Here is a 21,417-nt window from a genome sequence, read left to right on the forward strand (position 1 = left end):
CCTTACTTCCAACGCTGTACAAGCTGAAATTGTACTTCATATGCTTCATCACTATTTTGGACAATCCATTGATGTAGCTCACCCAACAATTTACGATATAAATTTACCTCATCATATTGTGAAGGCAATTCATCCAGCACTTCATTTGATACAACTATTATTGTAGCACCTTGCTTCCGCCAAGTTAGCAATTGCTTTTGCAGCGATTCGATACAATTATCGATATATTCGCTATTTTCATTTTTTTGTTCATATGTATACATTACATTCGAAAGCCATGTTGTCACACATTCAAAAAGCACAACTGCCTCGTTGGAAAGCTGCCCAATCGCTAACGGAACTTTGACTTGCATTTCCACTGTGTTCCAGTTGATGTTCTGAGTTTCACGGTCCTGCTGATGGCGGATTATCCGTTTTTTCATTTCATCATCAAAGGATACGCCTGTCGCGACATAGTAGAGCGTCTTTTTCTCACCTAATTGCCTTGCGTATTTCTCTGCAAAAGCACTTTTACCGCTGCGTACACCACCGGTTATAAAAATCAATGGTATCCCTCCTTAAACATTGTAAAAAGAACATGCCTAAACTAAGGCATGCCCTTCTATTCTATACTTATTTAAACAGTTCCGGATATACTGATTGTGCCATAATTTCAACTGCTTCACCAATACGCGGTCCAGGACGGGACATAATATCTCCATCGACTAAATAAACTGCCTGTTCTGTGACTGCCTGTATTTTATCCCAGCCTGTCCGTCCTAGAATCTCATCAATTGCATTTTCCATATATGTTGCTGGCGTAATAATAATTTCTGGATTACGAGTGATGACATCTTCTTCCGTTACACTAATCCAACTCGACTGATCAGCAAAAATATTTTCAACATTCGCATAGTTCATTATTTCCTGCTGGAACGTGCTGCTGCCGGTAGTCCAAAGAGCCGGAGCTGGTGACACTTCATAATATGCTTTTTTCTTCGTATCAAGTGTCGCTGTTTTTTCCTGTACTGTATCAATTTGTTCCCTAATGTCGGCTACAACTTCTTCCCCTTTATGTTCGACACCCATTACTTCCGACAGCTGGATAATATCCGAATACACATCATCAAATGTCTCCGCAGAAGCAATTACAAACACTTTAAGACCTGCATCCTCCAATTGGGTAATTTGTGCTTCCTCCCCGATTGTATACGCTACAACTACATCCGGATCTAATTCCAGAATTCGCTCTGCATTGATAACTGTAGAAGTCGACACTCGTTCAATTTTTTGTGCTGCTTCCGGATATGTATCATATTCTGTTGCGCCGATAATTTGTTCTCCGACACCCAGCTCAAACAAAATCTCTGTATTGCTTGGTTGCAGAGAAATAATTGTTTCCGGTACTTCATCGAATGTCACTTCAACACCACGGTCATCTATAACCGTGTAGGGTACACCATTATTTTTCGATTCAGCCTGCTCTTCTTTTTCTGCTTTGCCACCTGTTTTTTCCTCATCTGATCCACATGCTGCCAGTAATAATGTTGCTGCTAAAGCAACGACCCATTTGTTATTAAATTTCATTTGTTGTAACTCCTTTTTTCTTTTTCGATGGATAGGATTTTGAGATAAATGGAATTTCCTCTTGTTGATGTTGCTGATTCATATAGACCGCCATGACAAAAAATACATTGGCAAGCAGCCCTAGAAAATCAAACAGAATTTCATCCACTTCTCTTTCTTCGCTCACTTTATGTAATGCCCTGTAAGACTTTTTCGCCTCGCTGCGGCAAATGTGCAGTCTCGCTGCACTTTCGATTCCTTGTGGCAGTACAAACTGCTGAATCGCTTCTCCAACTTCACCTACATAAAAATCGTAGCGGTCGCTTAGCCATTGCAAATCCTCAGATGTAATGGCCAATTTGCCGCGGACCGAACCATTTGCATGATAGGCTAATGGTTGAATCCTCCTCAAATCCTCCAAGACGACTTGACCGGATGCATCATCGACTAATGTCGGAAAAACGGTACCGATTCGTGTTGTTAAAGAATCAGTGCGGATTTCATAATCGACACAGCTTTGCTTTTCCCGCATAAACGGATAGCAGGAAAAACGGATATCCTTTTTCATAAAAATTCTCCTCACTTCATGTAATGCCTCACCGAAAATATTGAGTGTACGAAAAAAAAGCCACCCATGAGAAAATGGATGGCTTCAAAAATCAAACAAGAATGCAAAATGTTGCTTATTCAATCAGTGACTGCCGTACATTCTCTTTAATTCCGAAGAGGGATGTTACGATAAGAAAAAGATTGGTCTCCTGGCTCTGCGTTTCACTTTACTCATAAGTACCTTCCCGCTATATTAGCAGTGGTCTCACACTTATTTTCATCAACGCTTACAGTTACGGATATAGCTTCGGATTTGCACCGAATTCCCATTTATGCATAATGCATCTTTTTCCTGCAAATTTATTCAATTTGTCTTAATCACTTTAGCATATAAAAAAAATTATGCAAATAAATATTTACTACAGCTACCTACAAACATTCCGGACATTTCCCGTAAATCTCAAATTTATGGGCCTCCACAGCATAACCCGGCAGTTTTTCACCAAGCATTTCCATCGGGCAAACAGACAGTTCTTTTACTTTCCCGCAATCACGGCAAATAAAATGGTGGTGATGGTGATCCGACTCACAATGCATACGGAAATTACGCTCACCGTTTAATTCTGTTTCTTCTAAAATATCAAGCTCCACAAAAGTAGCCAAGTTACGGTAAATTGTATCGAAACTCATTCCAGGGAAATCTTTTTTCAATACCGATAACAAATCACGGGCAGTCAAATATTTTTCTGTAGCTGCAAACATACCCAAAATCAACTCTCGTTTATCCGTCTTTTTATAGCCATTTTCCTTTAATATTTCCCACGCGCGCGCTGCATTCACAGTACTTTTTCCCCTTCCGATTTAATAGTTAATTTCAACACAATCTTCTTAATTAAAATTACTGACAGCAAGATTAAAATGGATGTGACAACAATTGTTCCACCTGGTGCCAAGTTTAAGTAAAAGGCAGAAACGAGTCCAATCACTACGGCCAGCTCTCCAAATACAATCGCTAAAATGATTGCTTCTTTAAAGCCGCGAGCTAATCGCATCGCTGCTGCTACCGGTAATGTCATTAAGCTTGAAACAAGCAAAATTCCGACAATACGCATACTTGCTGCGATTACGAGTGCGACAACAACCATAAAGATTAGATGAATCCATTTCGCGGGTAAACCGCTCGCTTTCGCATATTCTTCATCGAACGACAATACGAAAAGTTCTTTAAAAAATAGTATTAAAAATAATACAACTATGACTGCAATTGCCAGTACAACATATAAATCCTGGCGTGATACAGCAGATACAGAGCCGAATAAATAACTCATTAAATCTGCATTAAATCCGCTTGCAAGTGAAATAAAAATGGCACTCACACCGATTCCACCCGACATAATAATCGGAATCGCAAGTTCTTCATAATGTTTATATAGTCTACGTAATCGTTCAATTAAAATCGAACCACTTACAGATGCGACAATCCCTAGATAAATCGGGTTCAGCAATGCCAGTGCTGCAAACGATTGGCTCAAATACAGGCTCCCTGCAATCCCCGCCAAAGTGACATGCGACAGTGCATCTGCAATAAGAGATAAACGTCTTACTACGATAAATACACCTAATAGTGGTGCGATTACTCCAATAACAAGCCCTGAGAAAAAGGCGTTTTGTAAAAATTCATAGTTTAATATAGCTTCAATCATAACGGCCTGCTCCTCTTAATGAATCTTTCGAACAGAGTGGCCGTTCCAGCTAGCAATCTGTTCTTCCGAAATCGTATCAAAATCATTTTTGTATCCGTGAAAATGGATCGACTGATTTAAGCATGCGACATGACTGACACGATCCGAAACCGTGTCCACATCGTGTGTAACTAAAATCATTGTCATATTGTGATGCTTATTTAAATGTGCGAGCATATCATAGAATGCCTGCACATTTTCGCGGTCAATTCCGACTGTCGGTTCATCCAAAATAAGGAGCTTCGGATCGGACACTAATGCACGTGCGATGAAAACACGCTGCTGCTGCCCTCCGGAAAGCTGACCAATATTCCGTTTTAGAAATTTCTCCATGCCGACATCTTTTAGAGCACCTTTCACTAGAAAGTCCGCATCTTTTGGATAGCGTTTAAAGAGCCCGACCTTTTGCGATAAACCGCTTTTCACGACTTCTTCGACCGTTGCAGGGAACCCCGAGTTAAAGGCATTGGATTTCTGCGAAACATAGCCAATCCATTCGCGGTGTTTAAAATGGTTTGCTTGTTCGCCAAATAATTTAATTTCCCCTGACATGGGCTTTAACAGTCCTAAAATTAATTTCAAAAGTGTCGATTTTCCGGAACCGTTTTGACCGATTAACGCCAAAAAGTCGCCTTCATTGACACGTAGCGAAATATTTTTCAATGCTTGTGTGTATTCATATTGAAAGGAAACATCCTTCAATTCAATCAATGGTTTTTTCATTTCGTTCGCTTCTTTCTAATTCAAAATCATTACGATTTACATCATGTTAGTATAATGCAGATTTTTGTTCATGTAAAGGGAATAAACTTGAAAGGATGAAGACAATTCAAATGCTACAATGGTTTGATAACTTAAAAGGAATGAATGACAGCCAGCTGCAGGATTTTGCAAAACAACAGGGGCTTGAATTGAGCATTGAAGAAGTTCAGAAGCTGCAAAAAATTTTGAAGCATGCCAATATAAGCTGGGCTCTTACCGGCGTTCCAAAAGAGGTTTTACAAAAAATTCATAAGCTGCTTGGGGATAAACGCTATAAAAAATTGATGAAGCTAGTCGGATTGTAAAAATTTACGTAATATGAAAAAGAAAAGCAACAGTTGTACTGTTGCTTTTCTTACTATTTGATAATGAATTTAACTAAAGCACTTTATCTGCCAGCTCCACGTTTTCAACACATACTTCGAGTGCCAGTTCAATGGCAGCCGTCAAATCACGCATTGACCAGCCTGGAATTCGGCCATGCTCAATCGCCAGCTCAAACGATGCAGGGATGTGGATAAATCCTGTTGCTCGTATCGCTTCATTCTTAGCAGCATAGTACAAGCCTTCATACATAATATTATTGCATAAATATGTTCCGGCTGAATTCGATATGGCTGTCGGATAACCTGCAGAATTTAAGCGGTTGACAATTTTGCGAATCGGCAATGTCGACAAATACGCAACGTCCCCATCTTCTTTAATCAGTGCATCTTCAAATGCATTTCCCGCATTGTCCTTTTCCCCGTCTTTTACATTCAATGCAACCCGTTCCGGAGAAATTTTCGAAATACCTGCAGCTAATCCTAATGAAACGATTATCGTCGGTTTTACTTCTTCGACCAGTGCCATAAACTGTTCCGGTGCTTTTGCAAAGTCCACAGATAATACACGGCCAACAATTTCAAACTGACCGATAGATTTTCCGTTCAGTGCCTGCACGACTTCCATTGTAGGGTTTATCGGATTTGATAAAAACGGTTCAAATCCTGTTAATAGTAATTTCTCCATCTGTTTTGCCCCTCTATAAGTTCTTTACAAGCGCTGCCATAGTACGGTCAATATATACTGTGCCATTCGATTTGTTTTCCAGTAAAATCGAGAAAATATATTGTTTTCCGCTTTGGCCTTTCATATACCCTGATAAAGTATATACATTCGGGATATAGCCCGTTTTTGCATAAATTTTATTTTGCAACGCACTGCTTGTTAAACGGCTTTTTAGTGTTCCGCCAATCATGCGATCTTTATTGCCGGCGACTGGCAACGAATCAAAAAATGTACCGAAATACGGTTCTTTTTGAACTTTGTAAAGAAGCTGTGAAAGACCGTTTGATGTTACACGGTTTGAATTGGATAGTCCCGAGCCATCTGCAAAACGCCAGTTATTCACAGGAATATTCATTGATGCACTGTATTTCTTCAGTAAAGTGACACCTTTATTTGTACTGCCTTCCCCTAGTTGCTGCTTGCCCATTGCTTTTACAAGAATATCGGCAATACTGTTATTGCTCAGCTTCATAAATGCCGGGAAAATGGCTGCTAACGTACGTGATTCATTTGTATGGAGCAATGTTGCCTTTTGGGGAACTTTCCCTAATTCTACTTTCGAACTCTTCACAAACTTTAAACCTGTTCCTTGCAGCGTCTGTTTAATTGCCTGCATTGTATTTTTCGACGGGTCCTGCAATGTTACCCATTCCTTTTTGCTGCTCCCTTGTGGAAGGTTTCCGGAAATAATAATGCGGTTCGTGTTGTAGGCACGTTTGATTGATATCGTATTGCGATTTCCTTTACTTACTGTTTTTGCTTGATTGGAAATGACCATACCGCTTAAATTCGGTTCAATCGAATAGCTCGGTTTAGCCCCAACTTTACCAGGATTTGCAGTAATGATAACTGTACTCGCATCAAAGTCATTGTTTTGTGACATTGTGATTGCAGAAGTACGTGCACCGAAGTAATACGTCTCATCCGACTTTAGAACACCCGGTGGTAATGTACTTCCCGAAAATGCGGTATCATCACCGATTAAGTGACCATTGATTGTACGTATACCATTGCGCTTCAATACTTTGGCAAACTCCAAAAAATCATCTTTTTTCAATGTCGGATCGCCACTGCCCTTTATGTATACATTTCCATTTAACGTATCGTTGACAATAATGCCGTCGATATAAAAATTCGTTTTAAAACGATAGTCCTCTCCTAAAATCGACAATGCGGCAGCACCTGACACTAACTTCATATTCGAAGCTGGTCGCATCAGCTTGTCCCCGTTTTGCGAGTAAACGATTTTCCCGCTCTCCGCGTCACGTATCGTCACCGCTGCATTACTTTTCCCTAAATGCGTTGTAACCGCACCATTGACCGATGCGAAACTTTGGATAGGCAATGAAAAGAATAATGCTAATAAAATGACGAGCTGAAATATTTTTTTCATTAACTGGTTCCTCCTTTTGAACATTGCTAATTTACAGTTAACTCATTATAACAAATTAAGTCATAAAAAACGCAAAAAAACATACTTTGCATCAAATTTGTGCCAAGTATGTTTTTCTTATTCTTATTATTCGCGCATTGCATCAATTAATGCTGGTTGGAATTCACTATTACGAAGCATCGCAATTTCGTGTAAATATGGCGCTTTTTTGTTTTTAGCATCCGGACCGACAAATGGTGTTTCCAATATTTTCGGTAAATGCATTAACTGTGGATGATGGACAATATAGTGCATCGCATCAAAACCGATTTCACCAAAACCGATATTTTCATGACGGTCTTTCGCAGCGCCGCACACATTTTTCGAATCATTGACATGCAGTACTTTTAAACGATCCAACCCGATAATTTTGTCGAAATCATTTAACACACCGTCAAAGTCATTGACAATATCGTAGCCGGCATCATGGATATGACAAGTGTCCATACAAATCGACAGGCGCTCATTGTTTGTTACACCATCGATAATGCGTGCCAACTCTTCAAATGTACGACCGATTTCAGTGCCTTTGCCTGCCATTGTTTCGAGTGCAATCTGTACAGGGTAGTCCTGTGTCAGCACTTCATTTAAACCTTCTACAATACGCTCAATACCCGCATCAACGCCTGCACCGACATGGGCACCCGGATGCAGCACGATTTGAGTTGCTTCCAATGCAGCGGTACGTTTAATTTCTTCCTGCAAAAAGTTTACGCCAAGCTCAAAGGTTTCCGGCTTTGTCGTATTCCCTAAATTAATAATATAAGGTGCATGAACAACAATGTTCGATAGGCCGTTTTCTTTCATATGGAGCAGGCCCTTCATAATATTCAGCTCTTCAATCGGCTTTCTGTGCGTATTTTGAGGTGCGCCTGTATAGATCATAAAAGTATTGGCACCATAGCTTAAAGCTTCTTCACTGGCACCTAGCAGCATTTTTTTTCCGCTCATTGAAACATGTGAACCTAATAACATTCTACTTTCCTCCATTTAACAAACAAACAGGCTGCGTAGAAATATCTTTCTAAGCAGCCCCTTGCAAAATTATCTATTGTTGCGGCGCGCTTTAATACGGCGTTCGCGTTTTTTCACTTTTTCCATTTCCCACTTCATATTACGTTTATAGCCTGGTTTAACTTTCTTCGGCTTACGTACTAGGGCTTTGGCTTTAGCATCAATCTCATCTTCTTTACGCTCACCTTTACGGTTTGCACGTTGGTGACGGTCTTTTAACTCAGACCATTCGCCATTTTTAATATCTTTTTGTACAAATGGGATTCCCATTTTTTCGATGCGTACAACTGCATCCTCATCTTCCGGCTGGTATAACGTAATCGCTGTTCCTTTTGAGCCGGCACGTGCTGTACGTCCAACACGGTGAATGAAGAACTCAAGATCTTCCGGGATTTCGTAGTTGATGACATGCGAAATTCCTTGAATATCAATACCACGCGCAGCTAAATCTGTTGCTACGATATATTGGAACTCAAGATCACGTACTTGCTTCATCATTTTTTTACGGTCACGAGGACTTAAATCACCGTGGATTTGTCCTGCACGGATACCTTGTTCTGCTAAAAATCCTGCTACAGCTTCTGCATTTTTACGTGTGTTACAGAAAATAACAGCAAGGAATGGATTGATTCCCTTAATCACTTCAAGTAAACGCGTATTGCGTGCTTTCGAACGAACAGGTACTAATACAAAATCAATACCTTCCGCTACCGGGCGTTTGTCATTCATATGAATATGGACTGGTGAATCCATGTATTTCTTTAAGAATGGTTTTAATTTTTCCGGAATTGTCGCTGAGAAAACGAACATTTCAAGCTTTTCAGGCATATGCGACGCAAAGCCGTCAATATCCTCAATGAAGCCCATGTCAAATGCCAGATCTGCTTCATCGACAACTAAAATCGGCGCAGTGTGAACGAGCAATGCATTTTCTTTAACCAAATCTTTAATACGACCAGGTGTACCTACAACGATTTGCGGCTGTGTTTTTAAACGGTCAATTGTACGTTGTTTGTCCGTACCACCGATAAATAATTTTGTTGAAATTTCCGTTCCTTCAACAAGCTGGTTTAACGCATCAAAAATTTGTTGTGCCAGTTCACGTGTCGGCGATGTAATAACCGCCTGTACTTCTTGTTTTTCTTCTACGATACGCTCTACGATTGGCAATAAAAAACTATGTGTTTTTCCTGTACCTGTATGAGCTTGTCCGATTGCACTCTTACCTTTTAATACGAGTGGAATCATTTCTTTTTGAATGGGTGTCGGCTCTGTAAATCCAAGCTTTGCAATGGCGTCCTGCAAAAATGGCTTGAATTGATAATCAGTATATTTTGACATTCACGTACCTCCTTACATCTTTCCTATTGTACCATAATTCGTACATTTAAGTGACCATCTGCATATCATAACGGTAAATAGTTTCAACGTCAAACAGTTGGGACGAATTTATGAAAGAAAATTGAAATATCATGTCGATTTTTAGAAAGGAGTTTAATATGCGCCCACCTTATTACTTTCCACCTCAAGGAATGATGAATCAAATGCCGGTTGCACCACGTTTTCCAATGTATGCACCATACATGATGCGAGGCCCAAGTCCAGGGGGAGGTCCGATTCCCGGAATAGGTTCTATTCCTGGAGCTGGTCAGTTTATGGACCAAATGCCGATTCCGCCTCAAGCACCCGTGCAAGGTGCAGCAGGTGTACCGAAGCTCGAAGGATTTTTATCAGGAGCAAACTCTTTATTTAATAATGCCCAAAAGTTCACACCTTATATTCAGCAGGCAGCTCCAATGTTTAAAAATCTGCCCGCTTTATGGCGTTTATATAAAGGATTTAAGGATACATCGGACCCACTGGAGTCTTCTACTGTTTCAATGCCGCAGGAACGACCAAGAGAGAGAGATAAAATGAGAGAAAGAGGAAATCCGCGAGGCAATCGTCGAGAAGAAGAGCCAGTTCAGGAGAAAATTACAACAAAACCTTCATTACCAAAAATATTTCAGCCTCCTTTTGAATAACACCATAAAAAGCTACCCCAAGCAAATGAGTGTAGATTCGTCATTTCTAATACGAGTCCTCTCTTATGCATAATGGAGTAGCTTTCTATTTGTTGACCATGTATGCTTTACCGATCAATCCAATCTTTAACTCTCTTTTATGAAGACATAATGCTACCGCCATTCACATGGATGCATTGGCCGGTAATATATGTTCCGTCTTGGGATGCCAACAGCACATATGCCCCAGCAAGCTCACTTGGCTGACCTGGGCGTTTTAATGGCGTTTCTGTACCGAATTCTGCTACTTGCTCTGCATCAAATGTAGAAGGAATCAACGGTGTCCAAATCGGTCCTGGTGCGACCATATTTACGCGAATCCCTTGATCGGCTATGTTTTGCGCTAAACTTCTGACAAAGCCTACAATCGCACCTTTCGTTGATGTATAATCAATTAAAATCGAATGGCCGCGGTAGGCATTGACAGATGTTGTACATATAATGGAATCTCCTTGTCCCAAATGCGGAACTGCTTCCTTACATAAATAAAAAATACCATCCATATTTGTACGGAATGTTTTGTCCCATTGTTCGACCGTAATATCTAAAAATGAATCGACAGGATATTGTACCGCAGCATTATTAACGACAATATTAATTTGCTGGAAATGGTCAAGTGCTGTCTTTACAAGTTTTTTACTTGTTTCATAGTCACCGATATCTCCTTCAACTAGAACTGCCTGAACGCCCTCTTTTTCAACCAATTGTTTCGTTTCTTCTGCATCGGATTGCTCTTTTTCCAAATAGCTTATGACAAGATTTGCCCCTTCTTTTGCGTAGGCAATGGCAACGGCTCGGCCAATTCCTGAATCACCGCCTGTAATAATTGCTACTTTTCCTTTTAACTTATCGCTTCCCGTATATTCATAAGGCTGTGTTGGTAATGGATTCATCTTACTTTCGATTCCCGGTTGTGATGGCTGAGTTTGTGCGGGTGTACCACCAACTTGTTTATTTTCAACGTTTGTCATGGAAAAAACACTCCTCTATTGAAATTTTGTTATAAAGTTTAAGTGAAAAGTTTTCAATTATCCCGTTCACGTAAAACTATTTTTCAACACATGTAATGTTTTTCCCCGGAAAGACTTTTTAAAACAAGACTGAATTTTCTTCCAGCTCATTTTCAACATATTGTAAAAGCTTATCCGTATTTTCCGCTTTAATAAGTTCACCATTTACAATCGCAAACAAATGACATTCGCAAATTTCACAGTTTGAAGTACAGCCGGATTCCGTTATTTCTATGTCTTCGCGCTCTAACAGCACATCATATACATCCGCTGAGCCGAGCGATAAATTTGTCATGCAAAACTCCACCTGATTTTTTAACGCTACCGTTTTATTCCTCTTAAAAAAAGAAAACGCCATCCCATTTTCCCCCTTTACGTTTTATTTATTTCTGCTATTATAGCAAACGTTCGCAAAATTCTGTACTTGGGCTATCATTTCGATATATCGCGCCATTTCCGTCGAATTTACTAGAGATTTCAGTAAGCGAACTTTGAATAAAGCATACACGTCCTATATAATGAAATTACAGGGCTTTGAAAGGAGTTACGTATAAATGAAAGTTGTAAAAATTAATCCGCGTGGATACTGCTATGGGGTAGTAGACGCTATGGTCATTGCACGCAATGCCGCACTTGATCCGACATTACCAAGACCAATCTACATTTTAGGTATGATTGTACACAATAAACATGTTACAGATGCTTTTGAACAAGATGGCATCATTACGCTTGATGGCGAAAACCGCAAAGAAATAATCGAACAGGTAGAGCAAGGCACAGTGATTTTCACAGCACACGGTGTATCACCTGAAATTCGTGAAATCGCAAAACGTAAAGGACTCGTATCAATTGACGCGACATGCCCGGACGTTACGGTGACACATGACTTAATCCGCGAAAAAACAGCAGAAGGCTACGATATTATTTATATCGGCAAAAAGGGACATCCTGAACCAGAAGGCGCTATCGGTGTTGCACCAGATCACGTTCACTTAGTTCAATCGATGAAAGATATTGATAATCTGTCTTTTGAAAACGAAAAAATTCTCGTAACAAACCAAACGACGATGAGCCAATGGGATGTTGCCTTCCTGATGGATAGTTTAAAAGAAAAATTCCCGCATGTCGAAGTGCATAAAGAAATTTGCCTTGCGACACAGGTTCGTCAAGAAGCAGTTGCTGAACAGGCCGGTGCTTCCGACTTATTAATCGTTGTTGGCGATCCAAAATCGAACAACTCGAACCGTTTAACACAAGTATCGGTAGAAATTGCCGGAACACCATCTTACCGCATCTCGGATATTTCAGAGCTGCAAATTGAATGGCTTGAAAACGTTGAAACTGTAGCAGTAACTGCAGGTGCTTCAACACCGACACCTATCGTTAAGGAAGTCATTGCATTCCTAGAGAAGTTTGATAAAAACGATCCAGCAACACATGAAATCGTACGTTCCGTAACATTGGATAAAATTTTACCGAAAATTAAAGCACCAAAACCTGTTGAAAAAATTATGCCTTACTAATCGTAAAAAAATCATCATTTCCACTAGGGGAATGATGATTTTTTAATAAATTCCGGGGTTACCTATTCCTTAATAAAATATTGATTGATCGGTCTCCCAACACTGCCATATTGGATATCTACCTGAATTAGATGATTTTTCTCCATAAAATCTAAATAGCGCCGCGCAGTTACACGAGCTACACCGATGCCTGTTGCAACATCATCTGCTGAGGCACCACCTGAAGACTGTTTTAGAAAAACCAATACTTTATCCATTGTGGCACGGTTAAAGCCTTTAGGAAGCTCTTGAGCTATCATGTGGGGTGGATTTTGCCCTTCCTTTTGGACCTTCATTTGACCGATTATTTCATCTAACTCTGCTTGAGTCACATCGCCTGCTGCATGCATTTTCTCTTTAAATTGACGATAATGAATTAACGTTTGCTCGATCCTTTCAAATGTAAATGGCTTCATAATGTAATCAAAAACACCTAAGTGCAATATTTGCTGAATTGTTTGAACATCATTTGCCGCTGTTACCGAAATGCAATCCACATTTATATTTTTCTGACGAATTTGGCGCAATGTTTCAATTCCATCTTGCTCCGGCATAAATATATCCATTACAACTAAATCCGGCAATAGCTCTAATATTTTTTCGATTCCTTTAATACCGTTTGATGCCATATCGATGACTTTAAATCCTTCCACCCGTTCGATAAATTGCCGATTTACTTCACGCACCATTGGATCATCTTCTACTAATAATACTTGAATGGTCTTCACTAGTAAGCCCCTTTCTTAATACTCGAATGTCAGGATGAATGTAGTGCCTTTATTTACTTCACTCGATATTTCAATTGCGCCATTCCCTTTTTTCACAATTTCATTAACCAAATATAAACCAATGCCCCTGTTTTCATTATCCTTTGTTGAAAATCCACTTTCGAAAATCTGTTCTAAATTTTCTTCTGAAATTCCGATACCATTATCTGTAACCATAATTGCCAGTATACCATCGTTATCATCAATGGAAATTACTACTTCTTTATGATTTCGTTCTACCACCGTAAGCGCATCAAAAGCATTCTCAATTAAATTACCGAATAACAATACAAAATCATGATGGTCCAATAATTCCGGAAACCTTGTCAGCTGGCTCTCCTCATCAATCGTCACTTCAATTCCGAGTTCATTTCCTCGACTTATTTTACTAAGCAATAGACCTGAAATATTTTCATTATAAATACGCTCATTCAGAAACTTCGTCACTTGATCATGTTGCATTTTCACTTGAGATAAGTAATCAAGCGCCTGCTTATTATGACCAAGCTGCAAAAGTCCTGCGATTGTATGTAGCTTATTTTTATACTCATGCGTTTGAATACGTAAAGCTTGTACAAATGCTTTGACGCCTGTTAATTCTTCGGCAAGTTGTTTAAATTCCGTTAAATCCTTAAAAACTGCTACCGCCCCGACTGTTTTACCTTTTACAAAAATCGGGATACGATTACTTAAAATACTATGATTGTTTACGTAAATTTCTTGGTTATATACAGCAAGCCCACTCTCGACAATTTCAGGTAACCTTGTGTCAGGCAGTACATCAAAAATATTTTTTCCAATATATTTTTCAGGATTACCACCCACACCTAAAATACGGCCTGCCTTTTGATTGAAAATCGTAATCACCATATTGTTATCTACTGCAATAATTCCTTCATGCATTGCATTAAACGTTTCAGTCCGCTCGACATACACTTTTGCAATTTCAATTGGTTCCAGACCGAACATTTGACGTTTTATATGCCGCCCTAATAAATGTGCACCCCAAATACTAAAAAGGAAAGACAATAGAACTGCCAAAATAATTTCATTTGTATTTTCAGCAAGAATATTCCAAAATGTTGGCAATGCAAATCCTACGACGACAACCCCTACCTGTTTTTTTTGCTCATTTAAAATTGGTACAAATGCCCGAATTGTCTTGCCTTGTTCTCCAATTGCTTTTGAAATATAATAATTTTCATTAAATGCAGCATGCATATCCGATGAGTTACTTTTTTTACCTAGTTGGTTCGGAGATGGATGCGATAATTTAATACGATCCATATTCATGACAACAATATATTCCGCTTTATTAATAATTTTGATATCGTGAACAATTTGGGTAATCAACGTTTGTGCCAATTGTAAATCCTGCTCTTCAAGCTGCTTTTGAATTTCCGGTAAATCGGAAATGGTCCGGGCAATCAGCATAGCACGGCTACCTACCGTTTCTTCATGTTCCCGTGTTAGATTGCTTAACAATAATATTCCTGCTACGAAAAAGGAGAATGCAATAATGAAAAAGGTAAGCAGCACAATTTTTCCGTTCATTGATAATTGTTTCATTTTCATTTTGTGCCTCCTTTTTTGCTATATAATATAACAAACTTCGAAGTATGTGGAGATTTTCTACAACATTCAAAAAATTTCAATGTAAATGAGGGAATCCTATTGCGCCTTTATATCATAACCGCTATCGTTGCAGCTTTATTGTTAATCGTTACGATCTCCTACCGTTTCGACGTGTGGAATTCAAACGATTTACCTTACGACGATGAGCAAGTTGGGCTTAATGACCAAATTGTAATTAACTTTAGTCACGTTGTAGCTGAAAATACACCAAAAGGGCTTGCGGTTAATAAGTTTGCAGAAGTTGTAAAAGAGAAATCAAACGGCAAAATACAAGTGCAAATTTATCCAAATGGTATTTTGTACAATGATGAGAACGAATTAGCAGCACTTAAAAAAGGTGATATTCAAATGATTGCACCTTCCATTTCGAAAATGACAGAAGCACTCCCTTCTTGGCAAGTTCTTGACCTGCCGTTTATTTTTGAAAACGACGAACAAGTATATGAGATACTGCACGGCGAACTTAGTGAATCCTTACTGCAAGATCTAGAGAGCATTAATGTACATGGTTTAACATTCTGGCATAACGGCTTTAAACAGATGGCTTCCAATTCAACACCACTCCTAGAGGTTGACCAGTTTAAAGATCTCAAAATCCGTATAATGCCAAGTGATATATTAAAAGAACAGTTTTTGTTATTAAAAGCAGAGCCGATTTTAAAAACTTTCAATGATTTATACATCGCGATTCAAAATAACGAAATCATCGCCCAAGAAAATACACTTTCAAATTTATATTCAAAGGGCTATTATTCAATGCAACCGAATATTACCTTATCGAATCACGGCATACTTGCTTACAGTGTAATGATGAACGCCGATTTTTGGAAATTGCTTACTGACGACCAGCAAAAAATAATTCAAGATTCACTTGACGAAATGCAGCGCTGGCAACATGATCAGGCAGTCGCATTAAATGCAGAAAACTACCAGCAGCTAAAAGCAGACGAGAATATTCAGTTTTATACTATTTCAGAACAGCAACGTAAACAATGGATGGAAGCATTACAGCCTATTTATAGCTCCTATGAAAAAATAAGTAATAAAGATTTCCTGACACAGCTTCGTGAAGAAATTCAGGATATAAACAATTGAACAAAATAAACAATATTCGACTACTTATGAAAATAAGTAGTTTTTCTTTTTGTTATAGTACAAAAACTTCAAGTCTTATAACAGTATTATAACAAAGCAAACCCTTGCTATATCAATATTTCAGATCATTGCAGTAAAAATTGACCAAAATGAACGATATGTTTTTTATCAACAAAATAAATATTCCGAATAATCCTACGTTATTATTGCAAATGTAAACGTTATCATAGATAAATCAGAGGGGGAAGCGAAATTGAAATTACTAAAGAATCTAACAGTCCAAGTAATTATCGCCATCATTCTTGGCGTTATCGTCGGTGCATTTTGGCCAGAATTCGGCGCAAGCCTTAAAATTTTAGCTGACTTATTTATTAAATTAATTAAAATGTTAATCGCTCCAATTATCTTCTTAACGGTTGTTATTGGTATTGGTGGCATGGGTGATATGAAAAAGGTTGGTAAAATCGGTGGTAAAGCATTACTTTACTTCGAAATTGTATCAACAATCGCTCTTGCAATTGGTATTATGGTAGCTGTTGTCATAAATGCAGGTGCTGGAATCGATACATCTAAAGCGGGAGAAACGGATATTTCGAAATATACAACTGCTGCTGAAGAAAATAGTGAAGCTGGATTAAGCGGGTTCATTTACGAAATTATTCCTGAAAACTTTGTCGGTGCATTAGCTGAAGGAGCTTTACTTCCAACTTTATTTGCTGCTGTACTATTCGGTATAGCTGCAGCATCTTTAGGCGAAAAAACACGTCCTGTAATAACATTTTTTGAACAAGTTTCTGAAATTTTCTTCAAAATCGTTGGGATTGTAATGAAATTCTCTCCTATCGGTGCGTTCGGTGCAATGGCTTACACAATTGGTAATTTCGGTTTAGGTTCTTTAAAATCCCTTGGTCTTTTAATGGCCGCAGTATATATTACTATGTTCCTGTTTGTTGTAGTCGTGCTTGGCTTAATTGCGAAATACTTTAACTTCAACATTTTCCGCTTCATTGCCTATATTAAAGAAGAAATTTTTATCGTAATCGGTACATCTTCTTCTGAATCGGCTTTACCGGCTATGATGCGAAAGTTAGAAAACTACGGTTGCGGGAAGCAAGTAGTAGGTTTAGTAGTACCTACCGGGTATTCCTTTAACTTGGACGGAACATCTATTTACTTATCGATGGCAGCATTATTCATCGCACAAGCATATGGTGTTGATTTATCTTGGTTAGAAATTATCACACTTCTTGGGGTATTAATGATTACTTCAAAAGGGGCTGCCGGTGTAACGGGTTCGGGATTCATTACATTAGCTGCAACATTGGCTGCATTCCCGATGGTACCACTTGAAGGAATTGCATTATTAATCGGCGTTGACCGTTTCATGTCTGAAGCTCGTGCAGTAACAAACATTATTGGTAATGGTGTAGCATGTGTCGTAGTGGCAAAATCGGAAAATGACTTTGACGAGGAAATGGCTGCAAAGGCAATTCCTGTACGTAACTAGAAATTTCAATAATAAGACGAAAACTCTTAAGTAAAAGCCCATTTTTCTCTCACTCGAGAAAAATGGGCTTTTTGTTGTTCATATTAAATAAACTGGAATGGTTCTGTATTGATTTTTGACTGTATAAATTCAACAAGTAATTTTTGATCCGCACATAAAGAAGTCATTTTTTCTGTAACTCCTTTAATCATGACCTTTTCAACATGATGGCCCGGATCAATAATGCTTAAGCCATCCACTTCTGCATCCTGTGCCATATGGAAGCCGATATCTCCTGTTACAAATACATCCGCCCCTGCATATTTTGCAGTGCGAATATATTTATTGCCGTCTCCTCCGACAACTGCAACCTTCTGGACAATACGATCCAAAGGTCCAACTGCGCGCAGACAAGGCACGTCCAGCTGCACTTTCACAAATTCAGCAAATTCCCGTAATGTCATCGGTTGTTTTAACTTACCGATTCGGCCAAGTCCTTGTTCATTCGTGTCAACATCCATCGTAAACAGATCATATGCAGGCTCTTCGTACGGGTGGTTGTTTAGCATAGCTTTTAATATTTTATTTTTCATCGATCTCGGGAACACGACTTCCACCTTTTCCTCTTCCTCGATGTGAAGCTCACCGATTTCCCCTACAGCCGGGTCTGCTCCTTCTGTAGCACGGAAACGGCCTTTACCTTGCAATGTATAGCTGCACGCCTCATAGTGGCCTAAACGACCCGCTCCGGCTTTAGCCAGTACATCACGCAAAGCATCTGCATCATCGACAGGAACGAATACGGCTAGCTTCATCATTTTTTCTTCGAAGGTAACCTCCAGAATTTTACGATCTTCCAGTTTTAGTGCATCTGCCAGTAAATCATTGACTCCGCCCGGTGCTACGTCAAGATTCGTATGCGCTGCATAGACTGCAATATCATTTTTCAGGCACTTTTCATACAGTGCCCCTTTCGGATTATCTGTACGTAAGTTCGAGAGCTTCATGAAAATAGGCGGATGATGTGCAATAATAAGCTCACAGCCGTTGTCGATCGCCTCATCAACGACTTCATTTGTCACGTCCAGTGTTACAAGCACTTTTGAAATCGGTTTATTTAATGTACCAATGGCCAATCCGATCGGGTCATTCGGCATGCATGCATATTTTTTAGGTGACCATGATTCAAATAGTTGGATAATCTCGTTGCCATTTACGGATTTCACGCAATCGCCTCCTGTACCATTTTAATGTAATGTGTAAGTTGTTCATACTTTTCCTGATTTTCAGGTGTTTTTTCCGCTTCTGAAATCGCTTGTTGAACACGTTGCCAATTTGCGATTTCACGTGACCATTTTTCAATGAAAACAGGTACTTTCGTTTCCATCAGCTTTGGCCCAAGCAATGTTTGCGCTTCGTTTAATTTCATTTCCCCGCGCTGTAATACAAGGACTTCGTAAATTTTTCCGTCCTCTTCTAAAATGACCTCATCCTGGATTGCCCAGCCATTTGCCATTGCCCATTCACGGATCGCTTTTGCATGAATATTCGGCTGTAAAATTAAACGTGTTACCGTTTTTAAAGCTTGTGGATGTTTTTCTAATATGGACACAATTAGTGGTCCGCCCATCCCTGCAATTGTAACAGCTGTAATTTCATCCGCTTCTTCAACAGCAGCCAGCCCATCTGCCATGCGTACTGTAATTTTATCTGTTAAGCCTTCAGTGCGAACTTGTTTTACGGCTGATTCATAAGGTCCTTTTACAACCTCTCCTGCTACTGCACGCGCAGCAATTCCTTTATGCACTAAATAACATGGTAAATAGGCATGGTCACTTCCGATATCCGCTACAATGGCTCCTGTCGGAACAAATGAAGCGACCGTTTCAAGTCGTTTTGAAAGTTTTTGTGCGTTCATATTTATATATCCTCTTTTCTATATCACAAACTACCCCTATTATATAGAACTTTTACATAAACGTCTCTTTCCAGAATACAAAAAAGTGCAGAACAGGATCACTCCATTTCTGCACTTGGCTATTCATTATAAACCTGAAATATATTCAGCTACTGCATCTGCTTCCGCTTCATTTTTAAGAATTGGTGGCATCATGCCGTTTTCCGAACCATTTAATGCGTAATCTTTAATATGCTCAGCATCTAATCCAACGATTGAAGGACCTCCACCACCAGTTAAATCACCACCGTGGCACGAAATACAGTTCTTTTGAGCAATATCTTCACCATTTAATTCAGCAGTTTCCCCTGAATGTTCGCCGTCCGCACTGTTTTTATCAGCTGCACCCTCAAATGACATGAAGAAAATTAGTCCGATACCGAATGCCATGATAAGTACGTAAGGAATAAGTGGATTGTTTCTCATTGCGTTCCCCTCCCTCATTAAATATTCTATTTCATGCTAGACTTTTGCCTAGTAAACAATATTAATTGTACTTGATTCTATAGAAAACTGAAAGACTTAATGAACAAGTTTTACTAGCTTTGTAACAATTTTACCAATTTACAATTTCTATCATAATATATGTCTTGCAATTACCATTTTCTGTACTTCAGACGTTCCTTCACCGATTTCCAACAATTTCGCATCACGTAAAAAGCGCTCTACTTCATATTCTTTCATATAACCGTAGCCGCCATGAATTTGAATTGCTTCATCGCAAACTTCCATTGCCATCTCGGAAGCATAGTATTTTGCGATAGCAGCTTCTTTTCCGAATGGACGCCCCTGATCTTTCAGCCATGCCGCTTTATATACAAATGTCCGCGCTAATTGTATTTTTACCTCCATATCAGCCAATTTAAACTGTGTTGCCTGAAACTCCGCCAGTGCCTTTCCGAATTGCTTGCGTTCTTTTGCATATTGAACCGCTTTATTTAATGCGCCCTGTGCGATTCCGACAGCCATTGCCGCAATACCGATCCGGCCGCCATCCAGCGTCGTTAAAAACTGTTTAAAGCCATTTCCCCGGACCCCAAGCAAGTTTTCTTCCGGCACCTGTACATTTTCTAAAATCAATTCTGTTGTATTCGAAGCATTTAAGCCCATCTTTTCGTATTCCGACTTGATCGTAAATCCTTTTGCATCAGTTGGGACAATAATGGCGCTAATTTCTTTTTTGTTTCCATCCCGATTTGTGATTGCTGTTAACGCTAAATGTTTGGCATAACTTGCATTTGTAATAAAAACTTTCGACCCGTTAATGACAAATTCTCCATTATCCAACACAGCGGTCGTTTCTGTACCGCCTGCATCAGAACCGGCATTAGGCTCTGTTAAACCGAATGCACCGAATGATTCACCCGTACAGATCGGCGTTAAGTATTTTTCCTTCTGCGCCTCCGTACCGAATAAATGCAATGGCGCACCGCCTAATGAAATATGAGCCGAATATGTAATTCCTGTCGAAGCACATGTACGGCTCAACTCTTCTGTAACAATTGCAAAGCTGATTGTATCTGCACCCGCCCCGCCATATTGTTCAGGAAACGGCAGACCCATAATCCCCATATTGGAAAGTTCTTTAAAAATTTCTACTGGGAAGGCTTTCGTTTTATCACGCTCGACCGCTCCTGGTGCCACTACTTCATCCGAAAACTCACGTATCATCTTTTGTAACATCGCTTGCTCTGTTGTTAAATCAAAATGCATACCATTCATCCTCTCAGCCTATTTCACTTCAACTC

The 21,417-nt window shown here is 39.4% G+C and carries 23 protein-coding genes and 1 riboswitch; of the genes, 5 read left to right on the forward strand and 18 right to left on the reverse strand.

The window, feature by feature from the left end; genetic code table 11:
- Nucleotides 1-2 precede the first annotated feature (2 nt).
- From ACQKN3_RS08390 to ACQKN3_RS08415, 6 genes are all read right to left on the reverse strand, one after another.
- Nucleotides 3-545 (reverse strand): bifunctional adenosylcobinamide kinase/adenosylcobinamide-phosphate guanylyltransferase, encoded by a 543-nt coding sequence (locus ACQKN3_RS08390; protein WP_427710743.1) that lies wholly within the window; start codon nt 543-545, stop codon nt 3-5.
- A 67-nt stretch (nt 546-612) separates the two neighbouring features.
- Nucleotides 613-1,566, reverse strand: a complete 954-nt coding sequence (locus tag ACQKN3_RS08395) for an ABC transporter substrate-binding protein (protein ID WP_427710745.1) — start codon at nt 1,564-1,566, stop codon at nt 613-615.
- Nucleotides 1,556-2,113: a hypothetical protein gene (locus ACQKN3_RS08400; RefSeq protein WP_427710747.1), complete on the reverse strand. Its 558-nt coding sequence runs from the start codon at nt 2,111-2,113 to the stop codon at nt 1,556-1,558. The genes ACQKN3_RS08395 and ACQKN3_RS08400 overlap by 11 nt, the downstream gene beginning before the upstream one ends.
- A gap of 163 nt (nt 2,114-2,276) precedes the next feature.
- Nucleotides 2,277-2,458, reverse strand: a riboswitch (cobalamin riboswitch).
- A gap of 65 nt (nt 2,459-2,523) precedes the next feature.
- Entirely contained in the window at nt 2,524-2,934 is a 411-nt protein-coding gene (locus ACQKN3_RS08405; protein ID WP_251689050.1) for a Fur family transcriptional regulator, read from the reverse strand.
- Nucleotides 2,931-3,797: a metal ABC transporter permease gene (locus ACQKN3_RS08410; RefSeq protein WP_427710749.1), complete on the reverse strand. Its 867-nt coding sequence runs from the start codon at nt 3,795-3,797 to the stop codon at nt 2,931-2,933. The genes ACQKN3_RS08405 and ACQKN3_RS08410 overlap by 4 nt, the downstream gene beginning before the upstream one ends.
- A 15-nt stretch (nt 3,798-3,812) precedes the next feature.
- A complete protein-coding gene (locus ACQKN3_RS08415) occupies nt 3,813-4,559 on the reverse strand; it encodes a metal ABC transporter ATP-binding protein (RefSeq protein ID WP_251689055.1) in 747 nt (248 codons plus the stop codon).
- 110 nt (nt 4,560-4,669) lie between these two features.
- Here ACQKN3_RS08415 and ACQKN3_RS08420 point away from each other — a divergent pair, with 110 nt between their 5' ends.
- Complete coding sequence (locus ACQKN3_RS08420) at nt 4,670-4,903, forward strand: isopropylmalate synthase (RefSeq protein WP_251689056.1); 234 nt, start codon at nt 4,670-4,672, stop codon at nt 4,901-4,903.
- Nucleotides 4,904-4,976: 73 nt separating this feature from the next.
- On the opposite strand, the gene ACQKN3_RS08425 is transcribed toward ACQKN3_RS08420, so the two are convergent.
- From ACQKN3_RS08425 to ACQKN3_RS08440, 4 genes are all read right to left on the reverse strand, one after another.
- Nucleotides 4,977-5,609, reverse strand: coding sequence for a pyroglutamyl-peptidase I (locus ACQKN3_RS08425; RefSeq protein ID WP_427710752.1), 633 nt, complete (start codon nt 5,607-5,609; stop codon nt 4,977-4,979).
- A 13-nt stretch (nt 5,610-5,622) separates the two neighbouring features.
- Entirely contained in the window at nt 5,623-7,041 is a 1,419-nt protein-coding gene (dacB, locus tag ACQKN3_RS08430) for a D-alanyl-D-alanine carboxypeptidase/D-alanyl-D-alanine endopeptidase (protein WP_427710754.1), read from the reverse strand.
- A 126-nt stretch (nt 7,042-7,167) separates the two neighbouring features.
- A complete protein-coding gene (locus tag ACQKN3_RS08435) occupies nt 7,168-8,055 on the reverse strand; it encodes a deoxyribonuclease IV (protein WP_427710756.1) in 888 nt (295 codons plus the stop codon).
- A gap of 69 nt (nt 8,056-8,124) precedes the next feature.
- The gene (locus tag ACQKN3_RS08440; protein WP_251689064.1) at nt 8,125-9,435 is read right to left on the reverse strand and encodes a DEAD/DEAH box helicase; all 1,311 of its coding nucleotides are present in this window, start codon (nt 9,433-9,435) and stop codon (nt 8,125-8,127) included.
- Between the two features lie 158 nt (nt 9,436-9,593).
- On the opposite strand from ACQKN3_RS08440, the gene vrrA reads away from it, so the two are divergent.
- A complete protein-coding gene (vrrA, locus tag ACQKN3_RS08445; protein ID WP_427710758.1) occupies nt 9,594-10,118 on the forward strand; it encodes a VrrA/YqfQ family protein in 525 nt (174 codons plus the stop codon).
- Nucleotides 10,119-10,255: 137 nt separating this feature from the next.
- On the opposite strand, the gene ACQKN3_RS08450 is transcribed toward vrrA, so the two are convergent.
- Nucleotides 10,256-11,128, reverse strand: a complete 873-nt coding sequence (locus ACQKN3_RS08450; RefSeq protein WP_427710760.1) for an SDR family oxidoreductase — start codon at nt 11,126-11,128, stop codon at nt 10,256-10,258.
- Between the two features lie 118 nt (nt 11,129-11,246).
- Nucleotides 11,247-11,525 carry a DUF1450 domain-containing protein gene (locus tag ACQKN3_RS08455; protein ID WP_427710762.1) on the reverse strand — a complete coding sequence of 93 codons (279 nt, stop codon included), beginning with the start codon at nt 11,523-11,525 and terminating at the stop codon, nt 11,247-11,249.
- Between the two features lie 196 nt (nt 11,526-11,721).
- Between ACQKN3_RS08455 and ACQKN3_RS08460 the strand changes: the two genes are divergently transcribed.
- Nucleotides 11,722-12,690, forward strand: a complete 969-nt coding sequence (locus ACQKN3_RS08460) for a 4-hydroxy-3-methylbut-2-enyl diphosphate reductase (protein WP_251689072.1) — start codon at nt 11,722-11,724, stop codon at nt 12,688-12,690.
- Nucleotides 12,691-12,752: 62 nt separating this feature from the next.
- Here the strand turns inward: ACQKN3_RS08460 and ACQKN3_RS08465 are convergent, their stop codons facing one another.
- A complete protein-coding gene (locus tag ACQKN3_RS08465) occupies nt 12,753-13,457 on the reverse strand; it encodes a response regulator (RefSeq protein ID WP_353056558.1) in 705 nt (234 codons plus the stop codon).
- A 15-nt stretch (nt 13,458-13,472) separates the two neighbouring features.
- Nucleotides 13,473-15,065 (reverse strand): ATP-binding protein, encoded by a 1,593-nt coding sequence (locus tag ACQKN3_RS08470; protein WP_427711645.1) that lies wholly within the window; start codon nt 15,063-15,065, stop codon nt 13,473-13,475.
- 105 nt (nt 15,066-15,170) lie between these two features.
- Between ACQKN3_RS08470 and ACQKN3_RS08475 the strand changes: the two genes are divergently transcribed.
- Together ACQKN3_RS08475 and dctA are read left to right on the forward strand one after the other, a co-directional pair.
- On the forward strand, nt 15,171-16,226 hold the full coding sequence (locus tag ACQKN3_RS08475; protein ID WP_427710764.1) for a DctP family TRAP transporter solute-binding subunit: 1,056 nt from the start codon (nt 15,171-15,173) through the stop codon (nt 16,224-16,226).
- Nucleotides 16,227-16,479: 253 nt separating this feature from the next.
- Nucleotides 16,480-17,733 (forward strand): C4-dicarboxylate transporter DctA, encoded by a 1,254-nt coding sequence (gene dctA / locus ACQKN3_RS08480; RefSeq protein ID WP_342575383.1) that lies wholly within the window; start codon nt 16,480-16,482, stop codon nt 17,731-17,733.
- Between the two features lie 83 nt (nt 17,734-17,816).
- Here dctA and ACQKN3_RS08485 read toward each other — a convergent pair whose 3' ends face one another.
- The 4 genes from ACQKN3_RS08485 to ACQKN3_RS08500 all read right to left on the reverse strand — a co-directional run bounded on the left by ACQKN3_RS08485 (nt 17,817) and on the right by ACQKN3_RS08500 (nt 21,382).
- Entirely contained in the window at nt 17,817-18,938 is a 1,122-nt protein-coding gene (locus ACQKN3_RS08485; RefSeq protein WP_427710767.1) for a Nif3-like dinuclear metal center hexameric protein, read from the reverse strand.
- The gene (locus tag ACQKN3_RS08490) at nt 18,935-19,630 is read right to left on the reverse strand and encodes a tRNA (adenine(22)-N(1))-methyltransferase (protein WP_079525636.1); all 696 of its coding nucleotides are present in this window, start codon (nt 19,628-19,630) and stop codon (nt 18,935-18,937) included. The genes ACQKN3_RS08485 and ACQKN3_RS08490 overlap by 4 nt, the downstream gene beginning before the upstream one ends.
- A 126-nt stretch (nt 19,631-19,756) precedes the next feature.
- A complete protein-coding gene (locus tag ACQKN3_RS08495; RefSeq protein WP_427710769.1) occupies nt 19,757-20,095 on the reverse strand; it encodes a c-type cytochrome in 339 nt (112 codons plus the stop codon).
- A 150-nt stretch (nt 20,096-20,245) separates the two neighbouring features.
- Nucleotides 20,246-21,382 (reverse strand): acyl-CoA dehydrogenase family protein, encoded by a 1,137-nt coding sequence (locus tag ACQKN3_RS08500; RefSeq protein WP_427710771.1) that lies wholly within the window; start codon nt 21,380-21,382, stop codon nt 20,246-20,248.
- Nucleotides 21,383-21,417 lie beyond the last annotated feature (35 nt).

Source organism: Solibacillus sp. NPDC093137 (assembly GCF_050280445.1).
GTDB lineage: Bacteria > Bacillota > Bacilli > Bacillales_A > Planococcaceae > Solibacillus > Solibacillus isronensis_B.